The organism is Peribacillus saganii, from assembly GCF_003429095.1.
Taxonomy (GTDB): Bacteria; Bacillota; Bacilli; order Bacillales; family DSM-1321; genus Peribacillus; species Peribacillus saganii.
In genome coordinates this window covers 14143-36043 of the sequence record NZ_QVTE01000020.1, presented here as the reverse complement: position 1 = coordinate 36043, position 21901 = coordinate 14143, and the positions used below count along the sequence as shown (strand labels likewise).

General features: G+C 39.1%; 19 protein-coding genes and 1 pseudogene. 8 read left to right on the top strand and 12 right to left on the bottom strand.

Annotated elements, in window-relative coordinates; genetic code table 11:
- Nucleotides 1–201: 201 nt before the first annotated feature.
- A complete protein-coding gene (locus tag D0469_RS08625) occupies nucleotides 202–465 on the bottom strand; it encodes a hypothetical protein (RefSeq protein WP_117326343.1) in 264 nt (87 codons plus the stop codon).
- Between the two features lie 498 nt (nucleotides 466–963).
- Between D0469_RS08625 and D0469_RS08620 the strand changes: the two genes are divergently transcribed.
- Genes D0469_RS08620 through tatA form a run of 3 tightly spaced genes read left to right on the top strand, consistent with a single transcriptional unit; the run spans nucleotide 964 to nucleotide 3699 of the window.
- A complete protein-coding gene (locus D0469_RS08620; protein WP_233522993.1) occupies nucleotides 964–1728 on the top strand; it encodes a gluconate 2-dehydrogenase subunit 3 family protein in 765 nt (254 codons plus the stop codon).
- A gap of 18 nt (nucleotides 1729–1746) precedes the next feature.
- Entirely contained in the window at nucleotides 1747–3465 is a 1719-nt protein-coding gene (locus tag D0469_RS08615; protein ID WP_117326341.1) for a GMC family oxidoreductase, read from the top strand.
- 21 nt (nucleotides 3466–3486) lie between these two features.
- Nucleotides 3487–3699 (top strand): twin-arginine translocase TatA/TatE family subunit, encoded by a 213-nt coding sequence (gene tatA, locus D0469_RS08610; protein WP_117326340.1) that lies wholly within the window; start codon nucleotides 3487–3489, stop codon nucleotides 3697–3699.
- A 78-nt stretch (nucleotides 3700–3777) separates the two neighbouring features.
- Here tatA and D0469_RS21585 read toward each other — a convergent pair.
- The 4 genes and pseudogenes from D0469_RS21585 to D0469_RS08590 all read right to left on the bottom strand — a co-directional run.
- Nucleotides 3778–3975: pseudogene (locus tag D0469_RS21585) on the bottom strand (hypothetical protein); the annotation flags it as partial.
- Between the two features lie 122 nt (nucleotides 3976–4097).
- Nucleotides 4098–4241 carry a hypothetical protein gene (locus D0469_RS08600; RefSeq protein ID WP_233522992.1) on the bottom strand — a complete coding sequence of 48 codons (144 nt, stop codon included), beginning with the start codon at nucleotides 4239–4241 and terminating at the stop codon, nucleotides 4098–4100.
- Between the two features lie 166 nt (nucleotides 4242–4407).
- The gene (locus D0469_RS08595; protein WP_158553396.1) at nucleotides 4408–6237 is read right to left on the bottom strand and encodes a DL-endopeptidase inhibitor IseA family protein; all 1830 of its coding nucleotides are present in this window, start codon (nucleotides 6235–6237) and stop codon (nucleotides 4408–4410) included.
- 176 nt (nucleotides 6238–6413) lie between these two features.
- Nucleotides 6414–7205 (bottom strand): alpha/beta fold hydrolase, encoded by a 792-nt coding sequence (locus D0469_RS08590; RefSeq protein ID WP_117326338.1) that lies wholly within the window; start codon nucleotides 7203–7205, stop codon nucleotides 6414–6416.
- 307 nt (nucleotides 7206–7512) lie between these two features.
- Here D0469_RS08590 and D0469_RS08585 point away from each other — a divergent pair, with 307 nt between their 5' ends.
- Nucleotides 7513–9273: an alpha-glycosidase gene (locus D0469_RS08585; RefSeq protein WP_117326337.1), complete on the top strand. Its 1761-nt coding sequence runs from the start codon at nucleotides 7513–7515 to the stop codon at nucleotides 9271–9273.
- Nucleotides 9274–10589: 1316 nt separating this feature from the next.
- Here D0469_RS08585 and D0469_RS08580 read toward each other — a convergent pair.
- Both D0469_RS08580 and sstT read right to left on the bottom strand, forming a co-directional pair.
- On the bottom strand, nucleotides 10590–10916 hold the full coding sequence (locus D0469_RS08580) for a hypothetical protein (RefSeq protein ID WP_117326336.1): 327 nt from the start codon (nucleotides 10914–10916) through the stop codon (nucleotides 10590–10592).
- Between the two features lie 844 nt (nucleotides 10917–11760).
- Nucleotides 11761–12999: a serine/threonine transporter SstT gene (gene sstT, locus D0469_RS08575; protein WP_117326335.1), complete on the bottom strand. Its 1239-nt coding sequence runs from the start codon at nucleotides 12997–12999 to the stop codon at nucleotides 11761–11763.
- Between the two features lie 557 nt (nucleotides 13000–13556).
- Between sstT and D0469_RS08570 the strand changes: the two genes are divergently transcribed.
- Nucleotides 13557–14249 carry a molybdopterin-dependent oxidoreductase gene (locus D0469_RS08570; RefSeq protein WP_117326334.1) on the top strand — a complete coding sequence of 231 codons (693 nt, stop codon included), beginning with the start codon at nucleotides 13557–13559 and terminating at the stop codon, nucleotides 14247–14249.
- 61 nt (nucleotides 14250–14310) lie between these two features.
- Entirely contained in the window at nucleotides 14311–14625 is a 315-nt protein-coding gene (locus D0469_RS08565; RefSeq protein ID WP_117326333.1) for a molybdopterin-binding protein, read from the top strand.
- A 105-nt stretch (nucleotides 14626–14730) separates the two neighbouring features.
- Here the strand turns inward: D0469_RS08565 and D0469_RS08560 are convergent, their stop codons facing one another.
- The 3 genes from D0469_RS08560 to D0469_RS08555 form a co-directional block, all read right to left on the bottom strand.
- On the bottom strand, nucleotides 14731–15780 hold the full coding sequence (locus D0469_RS08560; RefSeq protein WP_117326332.1) for an LLM class flavin-dependent oxidoreductase: 1050 nt from the start codon (nucleotides 15778–15780) through the stop codon (nucleotides 14731–14733).
- Nucleotides 15781–16186: 406 nt separating this feature from the next.
- Nucleotides 16187–16345 (bottom strand): hypothetical protein, encoded by a 159-nt coding sequence (locus D0469_RS21045; protein WP_158553395.1) that lies wholly within the window; start codon nucleotides 16343–16345, stop codon nucleotides 16187–16189.
- Nucleotides 16346–16658: 313 nt separating this feature from the next.
- Nucleotides 16659–16856 carry a DUF1450 domain-containing protein gene (locus D0469_RS08555; protein ID WP_117326331.1) on the bottom strand — a complete coding sequence of 66 codons (198 nt, stop codon included), beginning with the start codon at nucleotides 16854–16856 and terminating at the stop codon, nucleotides 16659–16661.
- A 244-nt stretch (nucleotides 16857–17100) separates the two neighbouring features.
- On the opposite strand from D0469_RS08555, the gene D0469_RS08550 reads away from it, so the two are divergent.
- On the top strand, nucleotides 17101–17769 hold the full coding sequence (locus D0469_RS08550) for a hypothetical protein (protein ID WP_117326352.1): 669 nt from the start codon (nucleotides 17101–17103) through the stop codon (nucleotides 17767–17769).
- Nucleotides 17770–17841: 72 nt separating this feature from the next.
- Nucleotides 17842–19383, top strand: coding sequence for a glycine betaine uptake BCCT transporter (locus tag D0469_RS08545; RefSeq protein WP_117326330.1), 1542 nt, complete (start codon nucleotides 17842–17844; stop codon nucleotides 19381–19383).
- A gap of 157 nt (nucleotides 19384–19540) precedes the next feature.
- On the opposite strand, the gene D0469_RS08540 is transcribed toward D0469_RS08545, so the two are convergent.
- Both D0469_RS08540 and D0469_RS21040 read right to left on the bottom strand, forming a co-directional pair.
- A complete protein-coding gene (locus tag D0469_RS08540) occupies nucleotides 19541–20947 on the bottom strand; it encodes a cytosine permease (protein ID WP_158553394.1) in 1407 nt (468 codons plus the stop codon).
- Nucleotides 20947–21099, bottom strand: a complete 153-nt coding sequence (locus D0469_RS21040) for a hypothetical protein (protein WP_158553393.1) — start codon at nucleotides 21097–21099, stop codon at nucleotides 20947–20949. Before D0469_RS21040 ends, D0469_RS08540 begins: the two co-directional genes overlap by 1 nt.
- Between the last annotated feature and the right edge of the window lie 802 nt (nucleotides 21100–21901).

The following is a 21901-nucleotide window of genomic DNA, read 5'->3' as shown; positions in this document are numbered from 1 at the left end:
TATTAATAGAGAAAAATTATTCCTTGCTATCTGCAGAAAATAGGTCATCATTTGACGATCCTGACAAGAAAAAGGACTTCCGCTATATAATGGGAAGTCCTTTTAATGTTGTTTGTTTGTTTGTATATAAATCACAGCGGTCATACATAGTTATTTTTTATATTTTTTATTAGTAAAAAAATGCTCTACTTTTACAACTGATTAATGGGAAGGAAATAACGCTCCCCAGTTAAATGCTATTGAATAAATTACTGTTGCAGCCAATAATGCAATGTTGAACAGCAAGTATTTTTTTCCAATCCAGCAAAATAGAATGATCGCTAAACCAACAGGTGCTCCCAAGTATGAGAACCATGGGAACGGCGTATTTCCTAAGGACAGAAAATAAGCGTAATTAACAGCTATAAATAATCCTAGCAATATTTGGTTCATCATTCTGATTTCTGATTTATTAAATTCACTCACTTCCATACCCCCTCTCTATAACAAAAACAAAATTCCAAAAAAATCTATTTACAAATAATATTTCAGTAGTAAAATAATACGAGTATCGAAATTGTCAATTAATATATTACTACATTTATGTCGAAATAGGTAAAGTTTTTGGAGATTTTTTTAAAGTTTTTTAGTGAATTTGTCGAATATTGCGTTTTTTTCTTTAATAGTCTTCCCTTACATAATTTTTAAAATTATTTTCGGAAAATTATATATCCTTTTAGATATAAATGGAAAAAAAGGTAACGAAAAAGACGGGATCCTTCTTTTTATGGTGGTTAATAGACGAAATTACTATCTACCGTCGGCCACCCTGAACAGCTTATAGTAAGCGGTTTATATGGTCTGTAATAATACAGCTTTAACGGAGGAGCCTCTTCCTTCCCTTAATTACCTAACCTGCTTTCTAATGTCCCTCTTTAAGTATTTTTAGAGTTTTTCAAACGAACATAGATGGAGGAGTTATCATTGTCTGAAAAAGAAACAGCACCAAAAGAAAAAAATATGACAAGACGTACCTTTATCCGGAATTCCGGTTTGACTGTTGGCGGGCTTGTTCTTGGTGGAGCACTTGGCGGTTTATTGAATAAAAAGCCTGCAGCACCGGCTTCAGCGCCTGCAGCTGGTCATGTAATGGAGGCGTCAAATCATAATCAAGCCCTAATGTATTTCACACCGGATCAATTCAAAGTAGTTGATGCAGCTGCAGAAGCTATTTTCCCGAAAACTGAATCTGGCCCCGGAGCGAAAGAACTATTAGTAGCCTATTATATTGACCACCAGATGGCTGGCAGCTTTGGATTAAATACAAAGGAATATCATACAGGACCATTCTATCCTGGTGAAGCTGTGCCTGAGCAAGGCTATCAACATCACTTGAAGCGCCAAGAAGTATTTGACCTTGGAATAGTTGCACTAGAGTCTGAAGCACAAAAACGTAATAAAAAACGATTCTTTGAGTTAAATGAAGAAGAGCAAGTTGCCATTTTAACAGATTTTGAAGCTGATAAGGTCAAGATGAGCGGCTCGGTTTCATCCAAGTTCTTCTTTACATTACTTCGCAAGGTAACACTGGAAGGCGCTTACGCAGATCCGATGTATGGCGGCAATAAAGATATGGCTGGCTGGAAGATGAAGAACTTCCCGGGACATCAGGGTTCATATACAAATTTAGAAGAAGACAAGTTTGTTGCAATTGCACCAAAGGCTTTGAATTCGCAACACAATCATTAATATAAAGGGTGAAAATACATGGCTAAAACATTGCCAAAAACAGATATAGTCACAGTCGGTGTAGGCTGGGTCGGAGGAATCATTGCTGCTGAGCTGACTAAAAAGGGTTATAAAGTAGTTGGTATTGAGCGCGGAAAAGAACGCTCAACCGAAGATTATTTCATGGCTCACGATGAGCTTCGATACGCTGAACGTAAAGAAATGATGCAGGATATGTCAAAGGAAACAATTACTTTCCGTCATGATATGAAGAAGCGTGCTCTTCCATACCGTGAATGGGGTTCTTTCCTGATTGGTGACGGTGTCGGCGGTTCAGGGATGCACTGGAATGGCCAGACATTCCGCTTCCTGCCATACGATTTTGAAATTTATAGTAAAACCGTAGAACGCTACGGAAAAGATAAAATCCCAGCTGGAATGCAACTGCAGGACTGGGGTATCACCTATGATGAAATGGCACCTTATTTTGATAAATTTGATGCTATGGCAGGTCTATCTGGTGAGGCAAACCCATTGCCAGGTGCGCCGCAAATTAAATATCCAACTCCACCGATGATTGAAACACCGGTTACCAAGCTGTTTAAAGAAGCAGCAAAAAAATTAGGCTACCATCCATATCATATGCCATCAGCCAACCTATCAGAGAATTATACAAATCCTGATGGAATCTCTCGTGGCGCTTGCCAATACTGCGGATTCTGTGAACGTTTTGGCTGTGAATATGGCGCGAAGGCTTCTCCGGTTGTAACCGTTCTTCCAGTTGCAAAGAAAACAGGCAATTTCGAAGTTCGCACTCACTCTGTTGTACGTAAAGTGCTTCATAAGAATGGCCGCGCCACTGGTGTTCTTTACGTTGATACACGTACTGGTGAAGAATTTATCCAGCCTGCAGAGGTTGTCATTGTATCAGCCTATCAGATGAACAATATTAAAATCCTGCTAAACTCTCAATTAGGTAAACCATATGATCCGAAAACTGGAACAGGTGTTGTTGGTAAGAACTATGCTTATCAAACATACCTTGGCCGCGCAAGAGGATTCTTTGATGATAAAGAATTCAATTTATATGGCGGTGCTGGTGCACTAGGAGCGCAAATCGACGATTTCAATGGCGACTTCTTCGACCATACGAATCTTGATTTCTTGCATGGTGGTACTATGCATATTACCCATCTTGGCGACCGTCCGATTGCGAACAACTGGGTTCCGCCTGGCACTCCAACCTGGGGTAAAGAATTTAAAGAAAAATCTACTTTCTATGCCAACAGAAACCTTATCCTGGCTGCACAGGGTGCAAGCTTGCCTTTCCAGGATAATTACATTGATTTGGACCCTACCTATAAAGATGCGTTCGGCGATCCATTATTGCGCATGACTTTCAACTGGAAAGACCAGGATCGCAAGCTTCAGAAGTTCTTGGGAGACAAGTCAGAAGAAGTCATGAAAGAAATGGGTGCAACTCACGTCCTTAAAGGCGGAGACGATATTAAGGATTACGATATCCGCAACTATCAATCTACCCATAACACAGGCGGAGTTATCATGGGTGCCAGCCCTGAAACAAGCGTGTTAAACAGCTATCTTCAAATGTGGGATTGTGAAAATGTATTCGTTCCAGGAGCTTCTGCGTTCCCTCACAACTCAGGCTATAACCCAACAAATACAGTTGGTGCACTGGCTTACCGTGCTGCTGAAGGTATCGAAAAATACTTGAAGCAAGGCGGATCACTAGTATAAAACCCTAAGGAGGGAAAAAATATGGCTAATATCGGAGTACCTGGACTTATATTGATCCTGATTCTGGCATTAATCGTTTTCGGACCTGCCAAACTGCCTCAGCTAGGCCGTGCAGTAGGACAAACCCTTAAAGAATTCAAACGTTCTACTAAAGACATTGTAGATGACGTAACAGAAGAATTTACGCTAGAAGATAAAAAAGAAGTTGATGTAAAGAAGAACACAAACGCATAATCTAAAATAAAGAGCCCGATTCAGCATCCTAATGTGATTGCTGAACCGGGCTTTTTTTGACTTGAAATTAAGTAACTTATGAATTAATGATGCCCTCGAATTAGTAACGCCATTTTCCAGATAAGCTTTTAAACAAGATAGCATATATACCAAACCTTCTTTTTCTCCCATCATTTTGTTTACTATTTGAGGATCATCTTCTTTCAAACCTGATTCTTTTACTTCAATAATTGTACTCATATTATCTAACTCTTTTAGTGTAATGGTAACAAACGTAGTTCTCTATGACTTCAAACACCTAATTACTGGCTTTAGTATTTTAATTTTGTAGTTACTTGGATATCGATAATAAAATCAGCTCTCTTTCGGGCTATATCCCAAACAACGACATTAAAGGCTTAGTCAATTCCGCACCCTGAAGGGCCGACAATCGATACAAAGCTGCCTTTCTCAACATCAAGGTTTATGTTATCAAGCACCTTCACTTTTTCCTTCTTTTCATTAAAAAAGCTCTTTTGAATCCCATCTATTGTTAAATACACAAATTCACCTCATTTTTAACTCGTCCGGATTCTGTGAGACTAGAGTTGTATCTTTATATTCATTGCCCTTTTTCCTCAATTTAAATAGGACTTTCGTATATGAAAGTCCTTTTTACATAGCAAAATAAATCTTTAATCGAAAGCAAAAGTCATTCAATGTACTTTTTTACAAGCTGGGCATATCTTTTGCCGCGGCAATTTTAAACACCATTTCACCTGTAGGCTGAATTACGAAGAACATTTGATTATTGCCATTTTTAAGTGTTCCTTTATATCCGCTTTCCAGTTCCACATAGAAAGTAGCAGTATATTCTGCCTGCAGGCTATTTCTTGTCCGTTCCTTAACTTCCCTTATCTCCAATTTCTTGATTCCTTTTTTAAATTGCTCAACATTAAAGGAATCAGGGTAGATAAATTGCTCCTGCGAGACTTTGGAATTTACAAGCAAGTACTTAAAAAATATGAACGCTGGATTCATGTTGCCGGGTATGTCGAGATCCCGGTAAGGCTCTTTACTAATTCTCCAGCCGATATTGTTAACATACTGATATTCTACTATGAACACAGCCTTCTCACTTGTTTCCCCAACAGGAACCGTAAGCCGGTAAAACTTTGTGTTTTTCTCAGTCTTCATTAAAGCAGCCGTTGCTTTATTCCACTGCAGCAGCGATCCTCCATCTGCTTCCAGCTGCGCCAGCTTTCCGTTATATTCAATGATCCCGCTCTTTTTGAAAAACTGTTCAGCAGCCGAGTACGTTAGCGTGTTCATTAAATACACCATCAATTCTTTCTTACTATCTATATCACCTGATAGGTAGCGATACGTTTTGCCATTATAAACAAATGTTTTATACTCTCCCGGTTTGTGTGCACCTCCTGCCTGGACATAGCTTGATGCCTTTGCAAATTCTGCAGCCCGATAAACTGCTTGGTTGCTGATATTCTCGGAATAATGATCACGAGTTGGTTCCTTGCTTATTTTCCAGCCGATGTTATCTGCATATTGATACTCAACTAAATATGCTTCCTTCTCGTTCGTTTCCCCTACAGGAACTATTAAGCGGTATATCTTCTTATTTTTATCATCCTTCACCATTTCTGCTGCAGCTTTCGCCCATTGCAGCATGGAACCTCCATCGGCCTCTATTTGGGCCAGCTTTCCTTTGTATTCAATGATGCCACGGGATTTAATGAATTGTTCGGCTGCTGATTGCGTCAGTGACTTCTGCAAATAACTCAATAATTCTTTCTTAGTATCAATTGGCTTCGATAAATAACGGTAGGTCTTTGCTTTATACCGAAACGTTTTGTATTCTCCTGGACCATGATGCCCCCCAACCTGCACGTAGCTTGCAGACCTTGCGAAAATACTTGCCAAATCGGTTGCCAGCTTGCTATTTATTGCAGTATATGGATCCTTATAAGGCTCCTTGCTTATTCTCCAGCCAACCTTAGCTGCGTATTGATATTCGACCAGGTATATGGCCTTTTCTTTCGTGTCGCCAACCGGTACAGTTACCCGATAGATCTTTGTATTTTTATTAGTTTTTACATACTCAGCTGTCGCCTTATTCCATTGCAGCAGCGAACCGCCATCCGCTTTTACTTGGGCCAGCTTTCCCTTGTATGAAATAATGCCATGCGCCTTTATAAATTGTTCGGCCGCTGCGGATGTTAACGACTTCTGTAAGTAAGCCATTAATTCTTTTTTCGTATCAATGGCTGACGATAGGTAGCGGTAAGTTTTTCCTTTGTAGCTAAAAGTTTTGTACTCTCCTGTTTTATAAGAACCGCCTGCCTGAACATAGCTTGCAGACTTCGCAAATAATGCGGCCACTTGCATCGCCTGCTTTGATGATAATTCATATTTATAATGCGCTGTTTGTGTTTTCGAAGCTGGCTGTCCCTTGGCGAAAGCTGTATCAGCATTTTGTAAAAAAGGTGTATTTAATAAAGTAACTGCTAACCCTGCAATCATCAATTTTTTCGCATTCATTGTGTTTTTCTCCTCCAATGTTTGATCTTCACTTCTTAGACGCGCGTAAAAGGAAGAAGTTACAAGGAGAAAATAATAAATAAAAAAGATAGGAAAAAAGGGGGTGATTAAAAAAACTGAACCCTGCATGAAAAGGTTTTCAGCTAAATGTATTATTGTTTGGTATCTTTGAAGTATTAAATTTCCTTAAGGAATTCCTCCATTTCAGAGATGAGCTTTCCAGGTGCCTCAAACATACTCATATGGCCCGAATTAGTAATTAAGGATTGCAAAATATTACTTTTTGTAACAGAAAAGGTTTTCTCAGGGGGTATCACTTGATCCTTTTCACCGGCAATCAATAACACAGGCAGTGAAGTTGCTTCAAGAACATTATTGAGGTCCGGACGATCCTTCATCGCTTTTAGCGCTGTGGTTGCGCCAATAGGAGAGGTTAAATAGCCTATTTCTTTTGTTTTTATAACTTCGTCAGCATTTTTATCCTGATTTTCCTGAGCAAAAAGTTTCGGCACCAGCCCTTCAATCAGGGGATGGACTCCCACCTGTTCCACTTTTGCTATATTTGCTTCCCTTGCCGCTTTTGCTTCCTCCGTATCAGGAAAAGCAGTAGAGTGTATTAGAGAAAATCCATTTAGACGATCACTGTACTTTTTTGCAAATTCAAGAGTGATGTATCCTCCCATTGAATGGCCGAACATTGTTACTTCCTGAACATTCAGGGAATCCAAAAAATCCTTTATATGATTGGCCATATCCTCAATAGAAGAAATATGGCCTGTAACAGAGGACCCGCCATGCCCTGGGAGATCAGGGGCGATTAAACGAAAGTTGTTTGACAGCTTAGGGATTACCTTGTCCCAATAGCGGCTGCTTCCGCAAAAACCATGAAGAAGTACGATTGGTTTCCCTTTTCCCTCATCCTGATAGGCAATTGTTCCATTATGCAGCTCAACAGTCTTTAATTTCATTTAAATTTTCAGCTCCAGTCTTTTTTTGCAAATTTTTTTATATAAAAGCGTGCAATATTCTTTTCCCAGGTCACATTGAGGTAAACAAGTAAGTTTGCAGCATAAACAGTTCCACAATACATATTTTATCCCAGAATGTCATTGGTTTGATATGAAATGTATGATGGGTATTAGGGTACATATGTGAATTAGTTAATTAAATCCAGCAGAAAAGAACTTCCGGAACTTTTATTACATAGCTTTATCAACCGTCTTCCTTTTCGATTGGGTTATTTTTTCCCGAAACTTAACTTGGAGTGTGAAAACTTTGCTTAAAGAAGCTCTCTACCACAGACCCAAAAATAATTATGCGTACGCATATGACAAAGAAACGATCCACATCCGTTTACGTACTAAGAAAAATGATGTGGAATCAGTTGATCTAATTCACGGAGATCCTTACCAATTTAAGGATGGAAGTTGGGTAACGGAAAGAACTGCGATGACTGTTACCGGTTCGGATGAACTATTCGACTATTGGTTTGCATCGGTAAAACCGTCCTATAGACGGCTGCGATACGGTTTTGAAATGAAGGACGGCCATGAAACCTTTGTTTACGCGGAAAAGGGGTTTTTCGAAGAAGCGCCTCTTGATGATACGGCCTATTATTTTTGCTTTCCTTTTATTAATCCAATTGACGTATTCACACCACCGGCCTGGGTTAAGGAAACCGTATGGTATCAGATATTTCCCGAACGATTCGCCAATGGAAACAGGAAACTTGATCCCCCAGGGACGTTGCCTTGGGGAAGCGCTGAACCGGAAGTTGATAATTTTTTCGGCGGTGACTTTCAAGGAGTCATCAACCATATCAGCCATCTAGTTGAGCTAGGGATTACCGGGATTTACTTCACCCCTATTTTTAAAGCGCATTCCAATCACAAATACGATACCATCGACTATATGGAGATCGATCCGCAGTTCGGTGATAAGGAACTGTTTAAAAAATTAGTTGAGACCTGCCACCAAAACGGGATAAAAGTAATGCTGGATGCAGTCTTTAACCATAGCGGCTATTACTTCCCGCAGTTTCAGGATGTCTTGGAGAATGGCGAAAAATCTAAATATAAGGATTGGTATCACCTTGATGGATTCCCTTTGGAAACAACACCGATCCCTAACTATGATACCTTTGGGTTTGTTCACACCATGCCAAAACTGAACACAGAACACCCTGAAGTAAAGAATTATCTTCTTGAAGTGGGAAGGTATTGGGTCCGCGAGTTCAATATCGACGGCTGGCGCCTCGATGTGGCGAATGAAGTGGATCATCAGTTCTGGAAGGAATTCAGAAAGGCTGTAAAGGAAATTAAACCGGACGCCTATATACTCGGAGAAATCTGGCATGATTCCATGCCGTGGCTCCAGGGTGACCAATTCGACGCCGTAATGAATTACCCATTCACAACAGCTGTCGTTGATTATCTGGCCAAGGATAAAATAAAAGTTTCTGAATTTACAAATGTGATTTCAACCGTTCAGCATTCTTACCCGAACAGCGTAAATGAAGTCTCCTTCAATTTGCTGGGCAGCCATGATACCCCAAGAATATTGACTGTCTGCGGGGACAATAAAGGGAAAGTAATACTCTTACATGTCTTTCAAATGTCATATACAGGTACACCATGCATCTATTACGGTGACGAAGTGGGATTAACCGGCGGCCAAGATCCGGGCTGCCGAAAATGTATGGTTTGGGAAGAGGAAAAACAGGACCGAGATTTGTTTAAAGAAATACAAAAATTGATTCAGCTAAGAAAACAGCATCCGGCATTCCGGAGCAACGAAATCAGTTTTATTGAAGCAAATGATGAAACGAATCATCTGGTGTACACAAAAACGGACGAAAATTCAAAGTATATATTTGTGTTAAACAACTCCAACAAGGATCTAAACATTAAGCTTCCCGTCAACAGTGACACCGTGCTGGATCTATGGAGTAATGAAAAAGTTCAGCCCGATCAGAGTCTGATTAAAGCGACCCTTCCGCCTTATGGATTTAAAATTTACAGTTTTAAATCTAAGTAAACTAAGTGATAAAAGGAACATCGAACTCTGGCAGGGTTATTATCTAAAGCAATTTCAAACACCAGACAGTGCCAAAAACACTAACACCATTACAACATGAAAATATCGGCGACTTTGTTGAGTGCAACTCTTGTTCCTACGCATTGGACGTTTATAAGGTATGGGCGCTTGAGCGAACTCTCAAAGAAAGGAAATGCACTCAGTCCCATTTTGCTTCCAAAGCCGTATAAGGGCTGTGTGCCGATTTGGAGTTGACGTGCGCTCTTTTGATCATTGCAGCATCAGATTATTTCTTTATGGAACGGCGGGAGAATTCAGTAATTACCTGTAGTTGGTACAACCATATATAGGTGCTGGCGATAAAAAAGATGTTAATCGCCAGCTATGATTACTTCTTTACAAGTGAATAAGATCAGTTCAATCATTTGGAGTAAGGTTACAAAAGGGCTCTCTGTTTTCTTTTATTATCATGTATTTCCCCTATTATCTCTTGTTAACCAGAAGTCGAAGAAGCGCGATGTTCCTGCTGAATCATTCAAGAATCGCCATAATTATGATGATTTTTGCTTAATTTCACATTAAAACAAGTGCTTTTTCTGCTCTTTTGGATGGAATGTAATCTTCCGTCAAAATAGGTTAATTAATTCTTCTTTTTTGACAAAATATAATTGGTTATCAGCAGCTAACACAGACTTTTCGTCAACTTATTGAATGAAATCATCAATTTGAATTCACATGGTGCGGCTTCGCTAATGAAGCCCTCCTCTATATCGGCAACTTCGGAATTTTATCAGCAACTTTGAAAATATATCGGCCACTTTGAAAATATATCAGCAACTTTAAAAATATATCGGTAATTTCCAGAATGTACCCATCTTTCGACAAAAAATGGAAGGTTTTGCATCGAATTACGCAATTAAAGGCCCAGATATATTTTAATATCCTTCTAACTTTATTGGATAAAATCAAGAATCGGTTCCCTGTCCTGCAATGAAATTTTGTTGTCCCTCTAACTTCAAAACATAGCAAATGTAAATACGTTGAGAGAAATACGTTAAAATCAGCTCAACAACGTTTACCCTGTTATTTGCTCTATACAAAAAGAACGTATATTTCGCTCCAATTTCATTAATTTTGCGTTCAGTTTCCAGTACAATATGTAGAAATACATTTGAAAATCAGTACGCAGCGACCAGACCGGATGACCAAATGTATTAAGAAAAAAACCCGTACCCACCTTACTGGCGGATACAGGCCTTTGATTTGAATTTAGAATAGAGAAGGGCCTTATCTGGAATCCTGGGTGGACACAGATTTTATTTCATGACCTCGACTTTTTTAATATTATCGGAGCTGTTTGTTTCCTGTACTCTTGCAGATTGCTCGTTCATCGTATCGGCAGTGGATAATGCCTGACTGTTTGGCGCTGAGAACTCAGCCGGAGTATGATGCTTAACTTGAGATGCACCTGTATTGGAACCTTTAAATGAGCGGACTTTATCCATCACCTTATTACGGGCATCCTGTGGCAGAATTGATGATACTTTACTCATAACTTTATCACGTGATTGCTTATTTCTAAACATATAAGCCGCTGCTCCTAATGCTACCATACCTAACAAACTATTTTTTGAATTTCTCATATTATTCCCTCCTTGGTATATCCCTATTATTCCCGTTTATTATTCTAGTAAACAAGTTTTGGGCTGGTTAAATTTTCACAAAAAATATCCTTAAGCCAGCATTGGCGTCTTGACAATATACTATATAGAACGAGTATTCTAAAAAATATTAATGTTAATTTCATCGTATTGTTCACTTATGTTTAGCCCGCAATCTTGTTAATTTTCTCTTGTGAGTTTTTATGGCTGTTTCTTTACCTTTTAGGCTTTTAGTAATTACTCCATCGCTTTCTACCACAACCAAATTATTGGTTCCGCCTTGATGATTCTGATAGCTTATATACATAATTACCATCCTTTCTTAATGAAACAGTAATAAAATGTACAATTTCATCCTTCTAAAATAATTATAGGGCGTATTTTTTAAGATTGTTTTACAAAACGACAAAGATTTTGAAAACAGCCAAATTTAAATATTGGTTACATCCGGTTAAGCTAACTATTGGTTTAATAACGTGCATTCATCAAAACTGTCACGAAAAAACTTATGAATAGTTGGATACACTAAGTAAAAAGGAGGGGAATAAAGTGGGGTATTTAATAAATAAGGAAATAATTGTAATGGCGGCAATTGTTATTGGATTCGTAGTGTTTACTTGGTTACTTTTAAAATTGGCTAAGAAGTGGGATGACGATGTATTTTCTTGAACTTGTCCTAAATGTTTATCCTAATGTTTTCTAGAAGAACCTATCCCTTTAGGATATTCAAAAAGCAACTTATTCTTGTTTTAAAGTACATAAAAACTGCACCTCCAATTGTAATCAATGGGGTGCAGTTCATTCACAGAACAGAAGATTTTCTTCATTATGCTGCTTTGTGGATATCTAATTTCTTTCCTTCTTTACGCCACTCTTTAAATTCAGCTGCGGCTGTGAAGAGTACATCTGTGGATGAATTAAGTGCCGTTTCAAAAGAGTCTTGTAATACACCTATGATAAAGCCTACTCCAACTACCTGCATAGCAATATCCGCTGGGATTCCAAATAAGCTGCATGCAAGAGGAATCAGTAATAAGGATCCGCCAGCCACCCCTGAAGCACCACAAGCACATATCGCTGAAACTATGCTGAGAAGTATCGCTGTAGGAAGGTCCACTTGAATGCCAAGTGTATGGACCGCTGCAAGCGTCAAAACAGAAATCGTTACAGCGGCACCGGCCATATTGATGGTTGCACCTAATGGAATCGATACTGAATAACTATCCTTACTCAAGCCTAGATTTTCACATAATCTCATATTTACAGGAATATTTGAAGCTGAGCTGCGTGTAAAGAATGCTGTAATGCCGCTTTCCTTTAAACATTTAAAAACAAGCGGATAAGGATTTTGCCTGATGACTACAAACACAAGCATTGGATTGACAACAAGAGCCACAAAAACCATACAGCCAATCAAAACGGCAAGTAATTTCCCATAGCTTAGTAACGCATCAATACCATTTGAAGTAATAGAATCAAATACTAGACCCATGATTCCTAATGGCGCAAACATAATAACCCATGAAACCATTTTGGAAACAGCATCTGAGACATTAGCAATCATCGTTTTTGTCGAATCAGCGGCATTTCTTAAAGCTAAACCAAGGATTACCGCCCAAGCTAAAATACCGATATAGTTTGCATTAACAATTGCATTAACCGGGTTATCAACCACATTCAGCAGCAGTGATTTGAGTACCTCGACAACACCGCCTGGAGGGGTCACACCCTTAGCGCTCTCTGCAAGTGTTAAGCTTACAGGAAAAATAAAGCTTACAATAACGGCAATTAATCCAGCTAAAAAAGTTCCTAAAAGGTATAGGACCATAATGGATTTCATATTCGTTTGGTGACCACTCTTGTGTTGGGCGATGGCTGACATAACCAAGAAGAGTACCAACACAGGTGCAATCGCTTTTAAAGCACCTACAAATAACGAGCCGAAAATAACTACGGGTTTTGCTGCTTCGGGGATCGATACAGCCAGGATAATACCAATAATCAAACCTGCGATTATCTGTTTTACCAGACTCAATCGACTCCATTTTTTCAGTATACTTCTCATTGTTGTTCCCCCACTAGTTTAAGATAAAAACTGCGTAAAGTTGAGCTATTCATTTCTCATAACCCTTCGATAGAATTAAGTCTATTACAAATAGATATAATCGAATAATAGATGACTTTTATTATCATTTTCTCCTTCGTGTCTCTTTCTAAGTTTCTCCAAAGGCTAATCTAATCGAGTCATTACTAAAAGATCAATTTCTTTTATGGATAGCATTTCATTATACTCCACTCCACAAAGACAACTGTCTTTGTGATAAATAGTATTATAATGATGTTTTCGATATATTACAATAGTATTATCTTTATTTAAAAGGTTATAAATATTAAGAATAGTTATAAAACAAACAACACGCACTCCACATGTACCGAGTGTGAAACCAAATTACTTAATAGCAAACACCAATAATTCCAACCCAAAAACCTCATCTAGTTTGGGTACGGTTCATTAATGCTTTAAAGGCAAAAAATAAATGCAGCTCAATTTAAAAAGCCTAATTTGAAAGAAACAACATACAAATAACTGATGACTTACTTTATCTAGTTAGGGGGATAGATATGGTTGACCAAAATGCGGTTAATCCCAATTTAATAACACGCCGTTTACAACCTAAAAATCAGGAAACACCTATTCAGTTTGTCGAAGCTGATAGAGTGCATAACCATTTATTTTTTAGGCGAAACCACTTTTCTTACCCTGCACTTTCCTATTCAAACTTTTGGCTGGCTATAAATGGATTGATCACAACGCCAATACTTCTTTCCATGCAACAAAATATAAAATTGCCATCAAAAACTTTAAAAGTTGTCCTGGAATGTTCCGGAGACAAGCGTGAACTTTTTGAACCTAAAGTATTTGGGGAACAATGGGGAAAGGGTGCTATTAGCCAAGGATATTGGAAAGGCGTTCCTTTATATACATTACTTCAACTTGCTCGCATAAAAGGAGGGGCAAAAGAAGTTGTCGTAGAAGGATATGATTGTGGACAAAAAACCGAATTAGATAAGGTTTATTCCTTCAGCAAGCGTCTGCCAATTGAAAAAGCACTTCACCCTGATACCCTTGTTGCTTATGAATATAATGGTCAGTCAATTCCATTTAAGCATGGTTATCCTCTGCGCTTAATAGTTCCTCAGTGGTACGCAATGGCCTCAGTTAAATGGATTAAACAAATACGTATTATAAGTTCTAATTTTCAAGGGGCCCTTTCAATCAAAGGATTATGTATATTATCCGAATCAAGAGAATGACCACGATGCTTTTCCTGTTACTGCAATAAATGTAAACTCGACTATCCAAAAACCGCTGAATATGGATATTTTAAATACTGGCAAGCATGTCATTACAGGCATTGCCTGGACCGATAAAGGCTCAATAACAAAAGTAGAAATTAGCACAAATAATGGGCATACATGGGTAAATGCGAAGGCCAATTACAATGGCAAAACAGCTTATGAATGGGTTTCTTGGTCTTATGAGTGGAAAGCACAAGAGAAAGGCATGTTTACAATTATGTCATGGGCTACGGATTCATACGGCCGAATTCAGTCTTCAACACCAGCTGCCCAAAAAATAAATTTATTCCCACAAAATCATTTTTCAAGTCACTTTATTAATAAAAAATAGCAGCTCCGTCAAACATGGGCGATCGCTGCTATTTTTTAAGGTTTCATTGTCACCCATTTACAAGAAATCTCACTTGAAAAGATTGTCCTGTTGTAAGTGCTAGGTTTACTGCAAGGCTTCCCATTTGGCGATTTCTTCCCGAACGATAGGGGCCACTTCTTTCCCCAGCAGCTCGATGGCTTTCATCACATCTGCATGTGGCATTGTACCAACCGGTACGTGCAGCATAAAACGTGTGATGCCTACGTTCATTCGGAGGTGAATGATCTTTTTGGCCACTGTTTCCGGATCCCCCACATATAGTGCACCTTCAAAGCTTCGTGCCGCATCGAATGCTGCCCGGTCGTAATGGCCCCACCCCCGCTCCCTTCCAAGAACATTCATGACTTGTTGAGTAGGCGGGAAAAATTTATCTGCCGCCGTCTCATTATCCTCTGCAATGAATCCATGCGAATGGGACGCAACCGGCAATTTGGATACGTCATGACCAGCCTTAGCCGCCGCTTGTTTATATAGCTGGACAAGTGGAGCGAACTGGACTGGGCGACCTCCTATGATCGCCAAAACAAGCGGCAGCCCCAGCAGTCCTGCGCGAATGACCGATTGACTATTGCCCCCGCTCCCGATCCATACAGGCAATGGATCTTGCACCGGACGCGGATAGACACCAAGATTGTTAATGTCCGGGCGATGTTTACCGGACCAGGATACGGTTTCGGACTTTTGTAATCTCAGCAGCAATTCCAGCTTCTCTTCAAAAAGCTCATTATAGTCGTTTAAATCATAGCCAAATAATGGAAAAGATTCAATGAAAGAACCACGCCCTGCCATGATCTCCGCGCGCCCATTCGAGATGCCGTCAAGCGTGGCAAAATCTTGGAATACCCGTACTGGATCTGCAGAGGAAAGTACGGTGACCGCACTCGTCAGCCGGATCCGGTTTGTCTGTGAAGCCGCTGCAGCCAGCACAACCGCCGGAGAGGATGCCGCGAAATCATGACGATGATGCTCTCCTACCCCAAATACATCCAATCCTACTTGATCGGCAAGCACAATTTCCTCAACTACTTCACGCAATCGTTGTGCATGGCTGATCACTTCCCCCGTTTTAACGTCCGGTGTTGTTTCTACAAACGTGCTGATCCCTATCTCCATTAACAATCCCTCCTGAATTTCGTAATTAATTTTGAAAGAAGAGTGGATGTTTAGTTCCTTCTTCCTATTTATTTCAATTTATTTTAATATACCGTACATTCTAAATTGATTCATTAAGAAGGTACTGTACTTACTCCCAATCGTTTTTTATATCCTAAGCACCATCAAACCGAAAGGCCTCCGAGTTTTTATACTAATGCAGCAATTGCCAATGAAGGTATGTGATTATTAACTCAAAAAAGGACATCAGCTAACACACATTAATCTCATATCAATAAAAAAAATAAATAAGGAAAAAATAAAAGCCTCATCCCTTATTTAAAAGGATTGAGGCATCTTCTTTGAACCATCTGTGACCAGGTTGCAACCCGTCCAGCGTCATAATTTTAGACTCAAAATATCGCATTCATTTTGATTGATCTAAACCAACGGTATAGGGTTTATCTTGTTCCCCTACCGTTATCTTTAATAAAGTCCAGCCATCATTTAAATAGCTGCTCAATTCATCCTTATTTACGTCTTTTCTTTGGGTTATATTATGACAGTTAAACTGGTCTTCACTCACATATTTCCACTCCAATCAATATGTATGTATCATTTAACGTTTACATAAATGATGAGATATGTCCAAATTATTTATGGTGCAGGGCTCCTATATTATGCATGAACAATCCCTTTTCCATTCGTAAATTACATAGCGTCCATTTTGATAAAAATTCCTCCGGCATGGTTGAAGCCCAATTTATCCTTAATCGGAATCAAAAAAGAGCCATTGGTGGCTCTAAGACAATAATCCTATTGCATGCTATCAGCTGCAGCTCTCGTTTTTCATCCTCGTTGAGAAAAGCTCTTTTGCAGAAAAATAATCTTATAGCTGTTCATACTGCCTCAGGTACAGCATCCAAATTAGCAAGCAGCTCTGAAAATTTCAAAAAAGAATTCTCACACATTCCACAGATGGAAAGGCAGCTGCTTTCTACCACAGCAACTTCCGGGTATTCTTTTTCCAAAATCTCTTCCAGCGGGATTTCTGTAATCAGGCTGCCATCACAAATTTCAACCACTACAATTCCCATTATGCTTTCCTACTTGTAATGTGTATGGGCACTTTATTGAATTGGCTTACTCGAATAAACACCGCACGGAATAATGCAGATGATTTTCGATGAGTCTCACAGCCTCAACAAAGTTCCAGTATCAACAATGATCCTTAACATAGACTCTCTAAAAAAAGGCATCCTAAAGAAGAAAAAAGATCCATTTCAATTCCAAAGCTTTTATTTAACCTGTTTACACCTAGAAGGGAAGGGAGTTTTAGCTGTGAAGCTGTATCAAGTAAGAAAAGGACAATTTGTATATTATAACAATGAGTTACACAAGGTATATGGAGTTAAGCACATGTATAAACTATCTGTCCATCTTTTGAAGCTGAGGGATTTATCGCAGCATATTACCAATGCGGCAAGTGTGGAAAAATACATTCCAAAGGAACTTGACAGCTTTATTTTCAATCATAAAGCTTATACGCTCATAAATAATCGAAAGCCTGAAGCAGGAGATTATATTTTAATTAACAACCCTGACCCCGATACCCTGGATCATTATTCATTAAATGACATTGAAGTGGTTGAAAAAGTTGATAAAAATGGGATCATCACAAGCGACGCTGACGGAATCAAGCATAATGAGTATTTATTGATGGTACCTGGCCGGGCTCCTGACGGCCGCCCTATCGATTATCAAGACATGGCAAATATTGAAGAAGATAATTTCGATGAAGCGGGACAAATTACATACGGTGAACTATCGGCAAAGTTGGGAGACATCTATAAAAATAAGGAAAGTGATAGTTTATTTGAAGCTATGGTGGTGGCAATCAAAGGGCAAACCGTTTATCTTGGAGGCGGTTTAGGGCTGTCGCAGGAAGAGTTGATGGATACTAATAAGTGGGAATTTCAATTTAATCCCTTTGATAATTCTGATAGTTAAGCTATTACTTGCTTAATAAAGCGTTGTCTAATAAAACCAACAAAATATTTCCCACTTCACCAGGAGGTTTCTATGGATAGTAATAAATGGAAAGAAAATAGTGTTTTTATTATCTCATTATTGCTTACTCTCATTTTTATTATATGGGGAGTTTTCTTCACGGAAAATCTCGCTAAAGTGACCAATGCTGTGTATAATGCCTCGATTGATTACCTTGGATGGGTATATCTTGGCGCTACCTTATTCTTCGTGATATTCTCCATTTATTTATTGTTTTCAAAATATGGTAATATCCGGCTCGGCAGGAAAACGGATAAGCCCGATTTCAGTACCGGATCCTGGCTCGCAATGCTGTTCGGGGCCGGGATGGGAATCGGGATTGTATACTGGAGTGTCGCTGAACCTGTAACCCACTACACAGCCCCTCCCTATGGAAAAGCTTATACTGCCCATGCAGCCAACACTGCCATGAAATTCACCTTTTTTCATTGGGGCCTGGACCCATGGGCAATATACACTGTTATTGGGTTAGCCCTGGCATTTTTTCAATATAACAAAAGGCTTCCCGCGGCCATCAGTTCAGCGTTTCATCCGGTTTTAGGCGATAGAATCCACGGACCGATAGGAAAAACAATTGATATCCTGTCCATCTTTGCAACAGTCTTCGGTATCGCAACCTCTTTAGGACTTGGGGCAATGCAGGTTACCGCTGGAATGCATGACATATTCGGCATCCCTAATACGTTATTTATGCAGCTGGTCGTCATTGGCGTCGCAACAGTCCTATTTATTATCTCAATAAATACAGGCTTGGAAAAAGGAATAAAATACTTATCCAACGCAGCAATTATCCTATCGATTGCCATTATGCTGCTGATTTTACTTGTGGGTCCAGCCTTGACTGTTATTCAAGTGTTTTTTAATACAATGGGTCTCTATATTGGTGACTTTATAGAAATGAGTTTAAGGCTAAACCCCTTTGGGGAAGGAGAATGGATTGCCTCATGGACCTTATTTTATTGGGCATGGTGGATCGCCTGGGCGCCATTCGTAGGCATGTTTATTGCCCGGGTTTCAAAAGGAAGAACAGTAAGGGAGTTTGTAATTGGTGTATTGATATTTCCTACCATAGGAACATGTCTTTGGATGTCCGTATTTGGCGGTTCGGCACTGGAACTTGTTCAAAACCAAGCAAACCATGATTTGGCAAAACATATAGCCGAAAACGTGTCCTTGTCTATTTTTATCTTCTTTGATTATCTTCCATTAAGCTCCCTATTAAGCATTTTAGGATTTGCCGTGGTAGCCATTTATTACATAACTGTTGCCGATACCGCAACTTTTGTTTTGGGAATGTTAAGTGAAGGCGGAACACTTAACCCATCAAACAAAATTAAAATGACATGGGGGGTCATTCAATCTGCTTTAGCCGCTGTATTGCTTACAGCTGGCGGTTTGAACGTATTGCAAACAGCTTCCATTGCAGCCGCTCTTCCTTTTGCCATTATTATGGTCATCATGTGTTTCTCATTGCTGAGAGGTTTAAAAAATGAAGCAGAAGCACAAAAAGGCAATAAAAGAAGCATGGGAATTAACACAACAAAAACTTCCTGATTGTGTCATTTCAGGAAGTTTTTTTGGGTATCCTAACTGGCTTTTAGAATCACGGATGATACTTAAACAACATGATTCCTTTCTTTTGCATCCGTACATTTTCCAAAAATAATTTGACAATGCATTCGGCTTCTGATCCTGGGACACCGCTCTATTCTTATTTATACCCACCCCATCCTCTTGGGATTACGATCCATTTGGTAACTGTCCAATAAACAAATGCGCCTATAAACATTGTGGGAAGCGTTGCTGTAACATATTGATAAGGAGCATTTGATTCATATGTTATTGGATCAAGAAGATATAAATAAGTAAAAAAACCGACAACCATTCCTAAAATACCGGCAGGATTCCAGCCCCTTAAGAAAGTATAGGAAGAGTTTAAAGATGGATTATAAAGCTCTTTAACATCCAATCTTCTGTTCCTAAACAAATGATAATCTACAATCTGTATCCCGATTAGCGGGGCGAATAAAACCCCTGATAAAGTAAGGAAAGTTCCGAAGTTATCAAAGAACACACCTGGGATAAAAATGACTATCAATGCTACCGGCATTAACGCCAAACCAGTCGTTTGATTCCAGGAAAGCTTTTGCATGAAAGGTATATGCCTTAGTCCAAGACTTGAGATATAAACGCCAATAACAGCCGATCCAAAGTTCGCCAACGCAATGAAAAGCAGCGCAATACTTCCAATCACTACTCCTCCAAGCTCCGTCATCCAGCTTGTTGGATCTGAATCTCCGATTACTAAAATAGAGAATAGTCCGATGATGCTCATTATCGCAACAGGTAACCCAAGTCCAAGCATTGCTGGAATGGTAGCCTGGCTTGTTTTCGGAACCACACGAACCATTCCGCCGATATACGGCCACCATGCCATAAGACTCACTAAACCGATTTCTACCCCAGTTACATAATCCCAAAGTTTGTCCCCTGAGGATGCTAATGGCTTAGCTTCAGCAATGCCACTAATCCCAAAATTGTTTATGATCATATAAAACATCCAGGCACCTATCGACATAATGATGACTGCAATAATTTTAGAAATGATCCGGACAGATATTGCACCTTTTCGTAAAGAAAACCAGACAAAAATTAGGGCGATAAGGGTAAGTACTGACATTCCCAGATTTTTTGTACCGGCACTTATTAAGCCAGCTTCTATTAACATTCTGCTGGCTGCTTTTCCGAAAAAGATAAGTAAGATCGAATTCCATCCGATAACAGAAATATATTGTAGGATTAACGCAATGATCCAGCCCCTATTTCCGAAAAAAAGTTTAGAAGTTATAACACTTTCAAGTCCATATTTCGTTGTGATTGGAACAAGAGCGAGTGCCACAAAAAAAATACCAATCATTGAGCCTGCAATTAATGCGATACTGCCCATTTTTGCATTTAGAAAATAACCCGCAAAACCACCCATGAGAAAGCACCAGGTAGCAACAGAATTGCTGATTGAAACTAGTAATAAATCATTCGAACTCCATTTCCTATCCTTTTTAAGAACCGGAAATATACTCTCTGTGTCTGATTTATGATTTTGCGGATAGTTCACCATTAAAACCATCCCCATATAAGCAAAATCATTGGAAAGAAAATACCGAGTGAAATATACCAAAAATAATCTCTAGTTGTTGGGTCTCCCCCCTGATTTTCTGGGAGCATCATTTTTTCAATTCTGTCATCAACTTCATGGACATCATTGCTCAATGTTAAACCTCCTAATCATTTTTCAACCCTTTAATCAGAAGTTTTCCTTAGATGGAAAACTGTTCCACCAAATATCAGATCTTCTGTTTAAGTATCCTGTATTAATAGAATGATGTATTCCTTTCATTAATTGGATACCAGCACATCCTCACTATTACGTTCTCGTCATCTCCAAAAATTCTTAGCACCATGCTGTACCTTATGATGTTATATAAGGTTATGTATAGGCAAAAATGAGGAAAAAAAATAAGACCAAGTACTCTAATACAAGGTCTAACTAGACCCTAAATCAGTAGAAACTTGTCTTATTTATGACATTCATATACCTATTCCTAATGTGTTAATTAGCTGTATCTCTATTTTATGGAAAATTTATAATGGGAATTTTTTAACTGGCATCGAACATAAACATCTTGCCCTTCTGAAGCGACAATCACCTAGCAGGCCCTGTCGGATAGTGATCACCATCCTGAGCCGCCGCTTGTTTATAAAGTTGGACAAGTGGGTCGAACTTGAATGGACGTTCTCCAATGATTTCCAGAACAATCGGCAGCTTCAGAAGGCTTGCGCGTATCACCGATTGATTATGCCCGGCTCCCGATCCATATAGGAAAAGTCCTTACATAGGGCCCGGATAGACAGCAAAATTGTCAATGGCACCATGATGATTTACCGGACCAAGACAAGATTTTACAATCAAATTTATCAGCTAAATATAAGCAAAAAAGCACCCCAACTATTCATATTGATGTGCTTTTAGTATTCATATAAGTAAAAACATGGGACCTCCATCTACTTATGA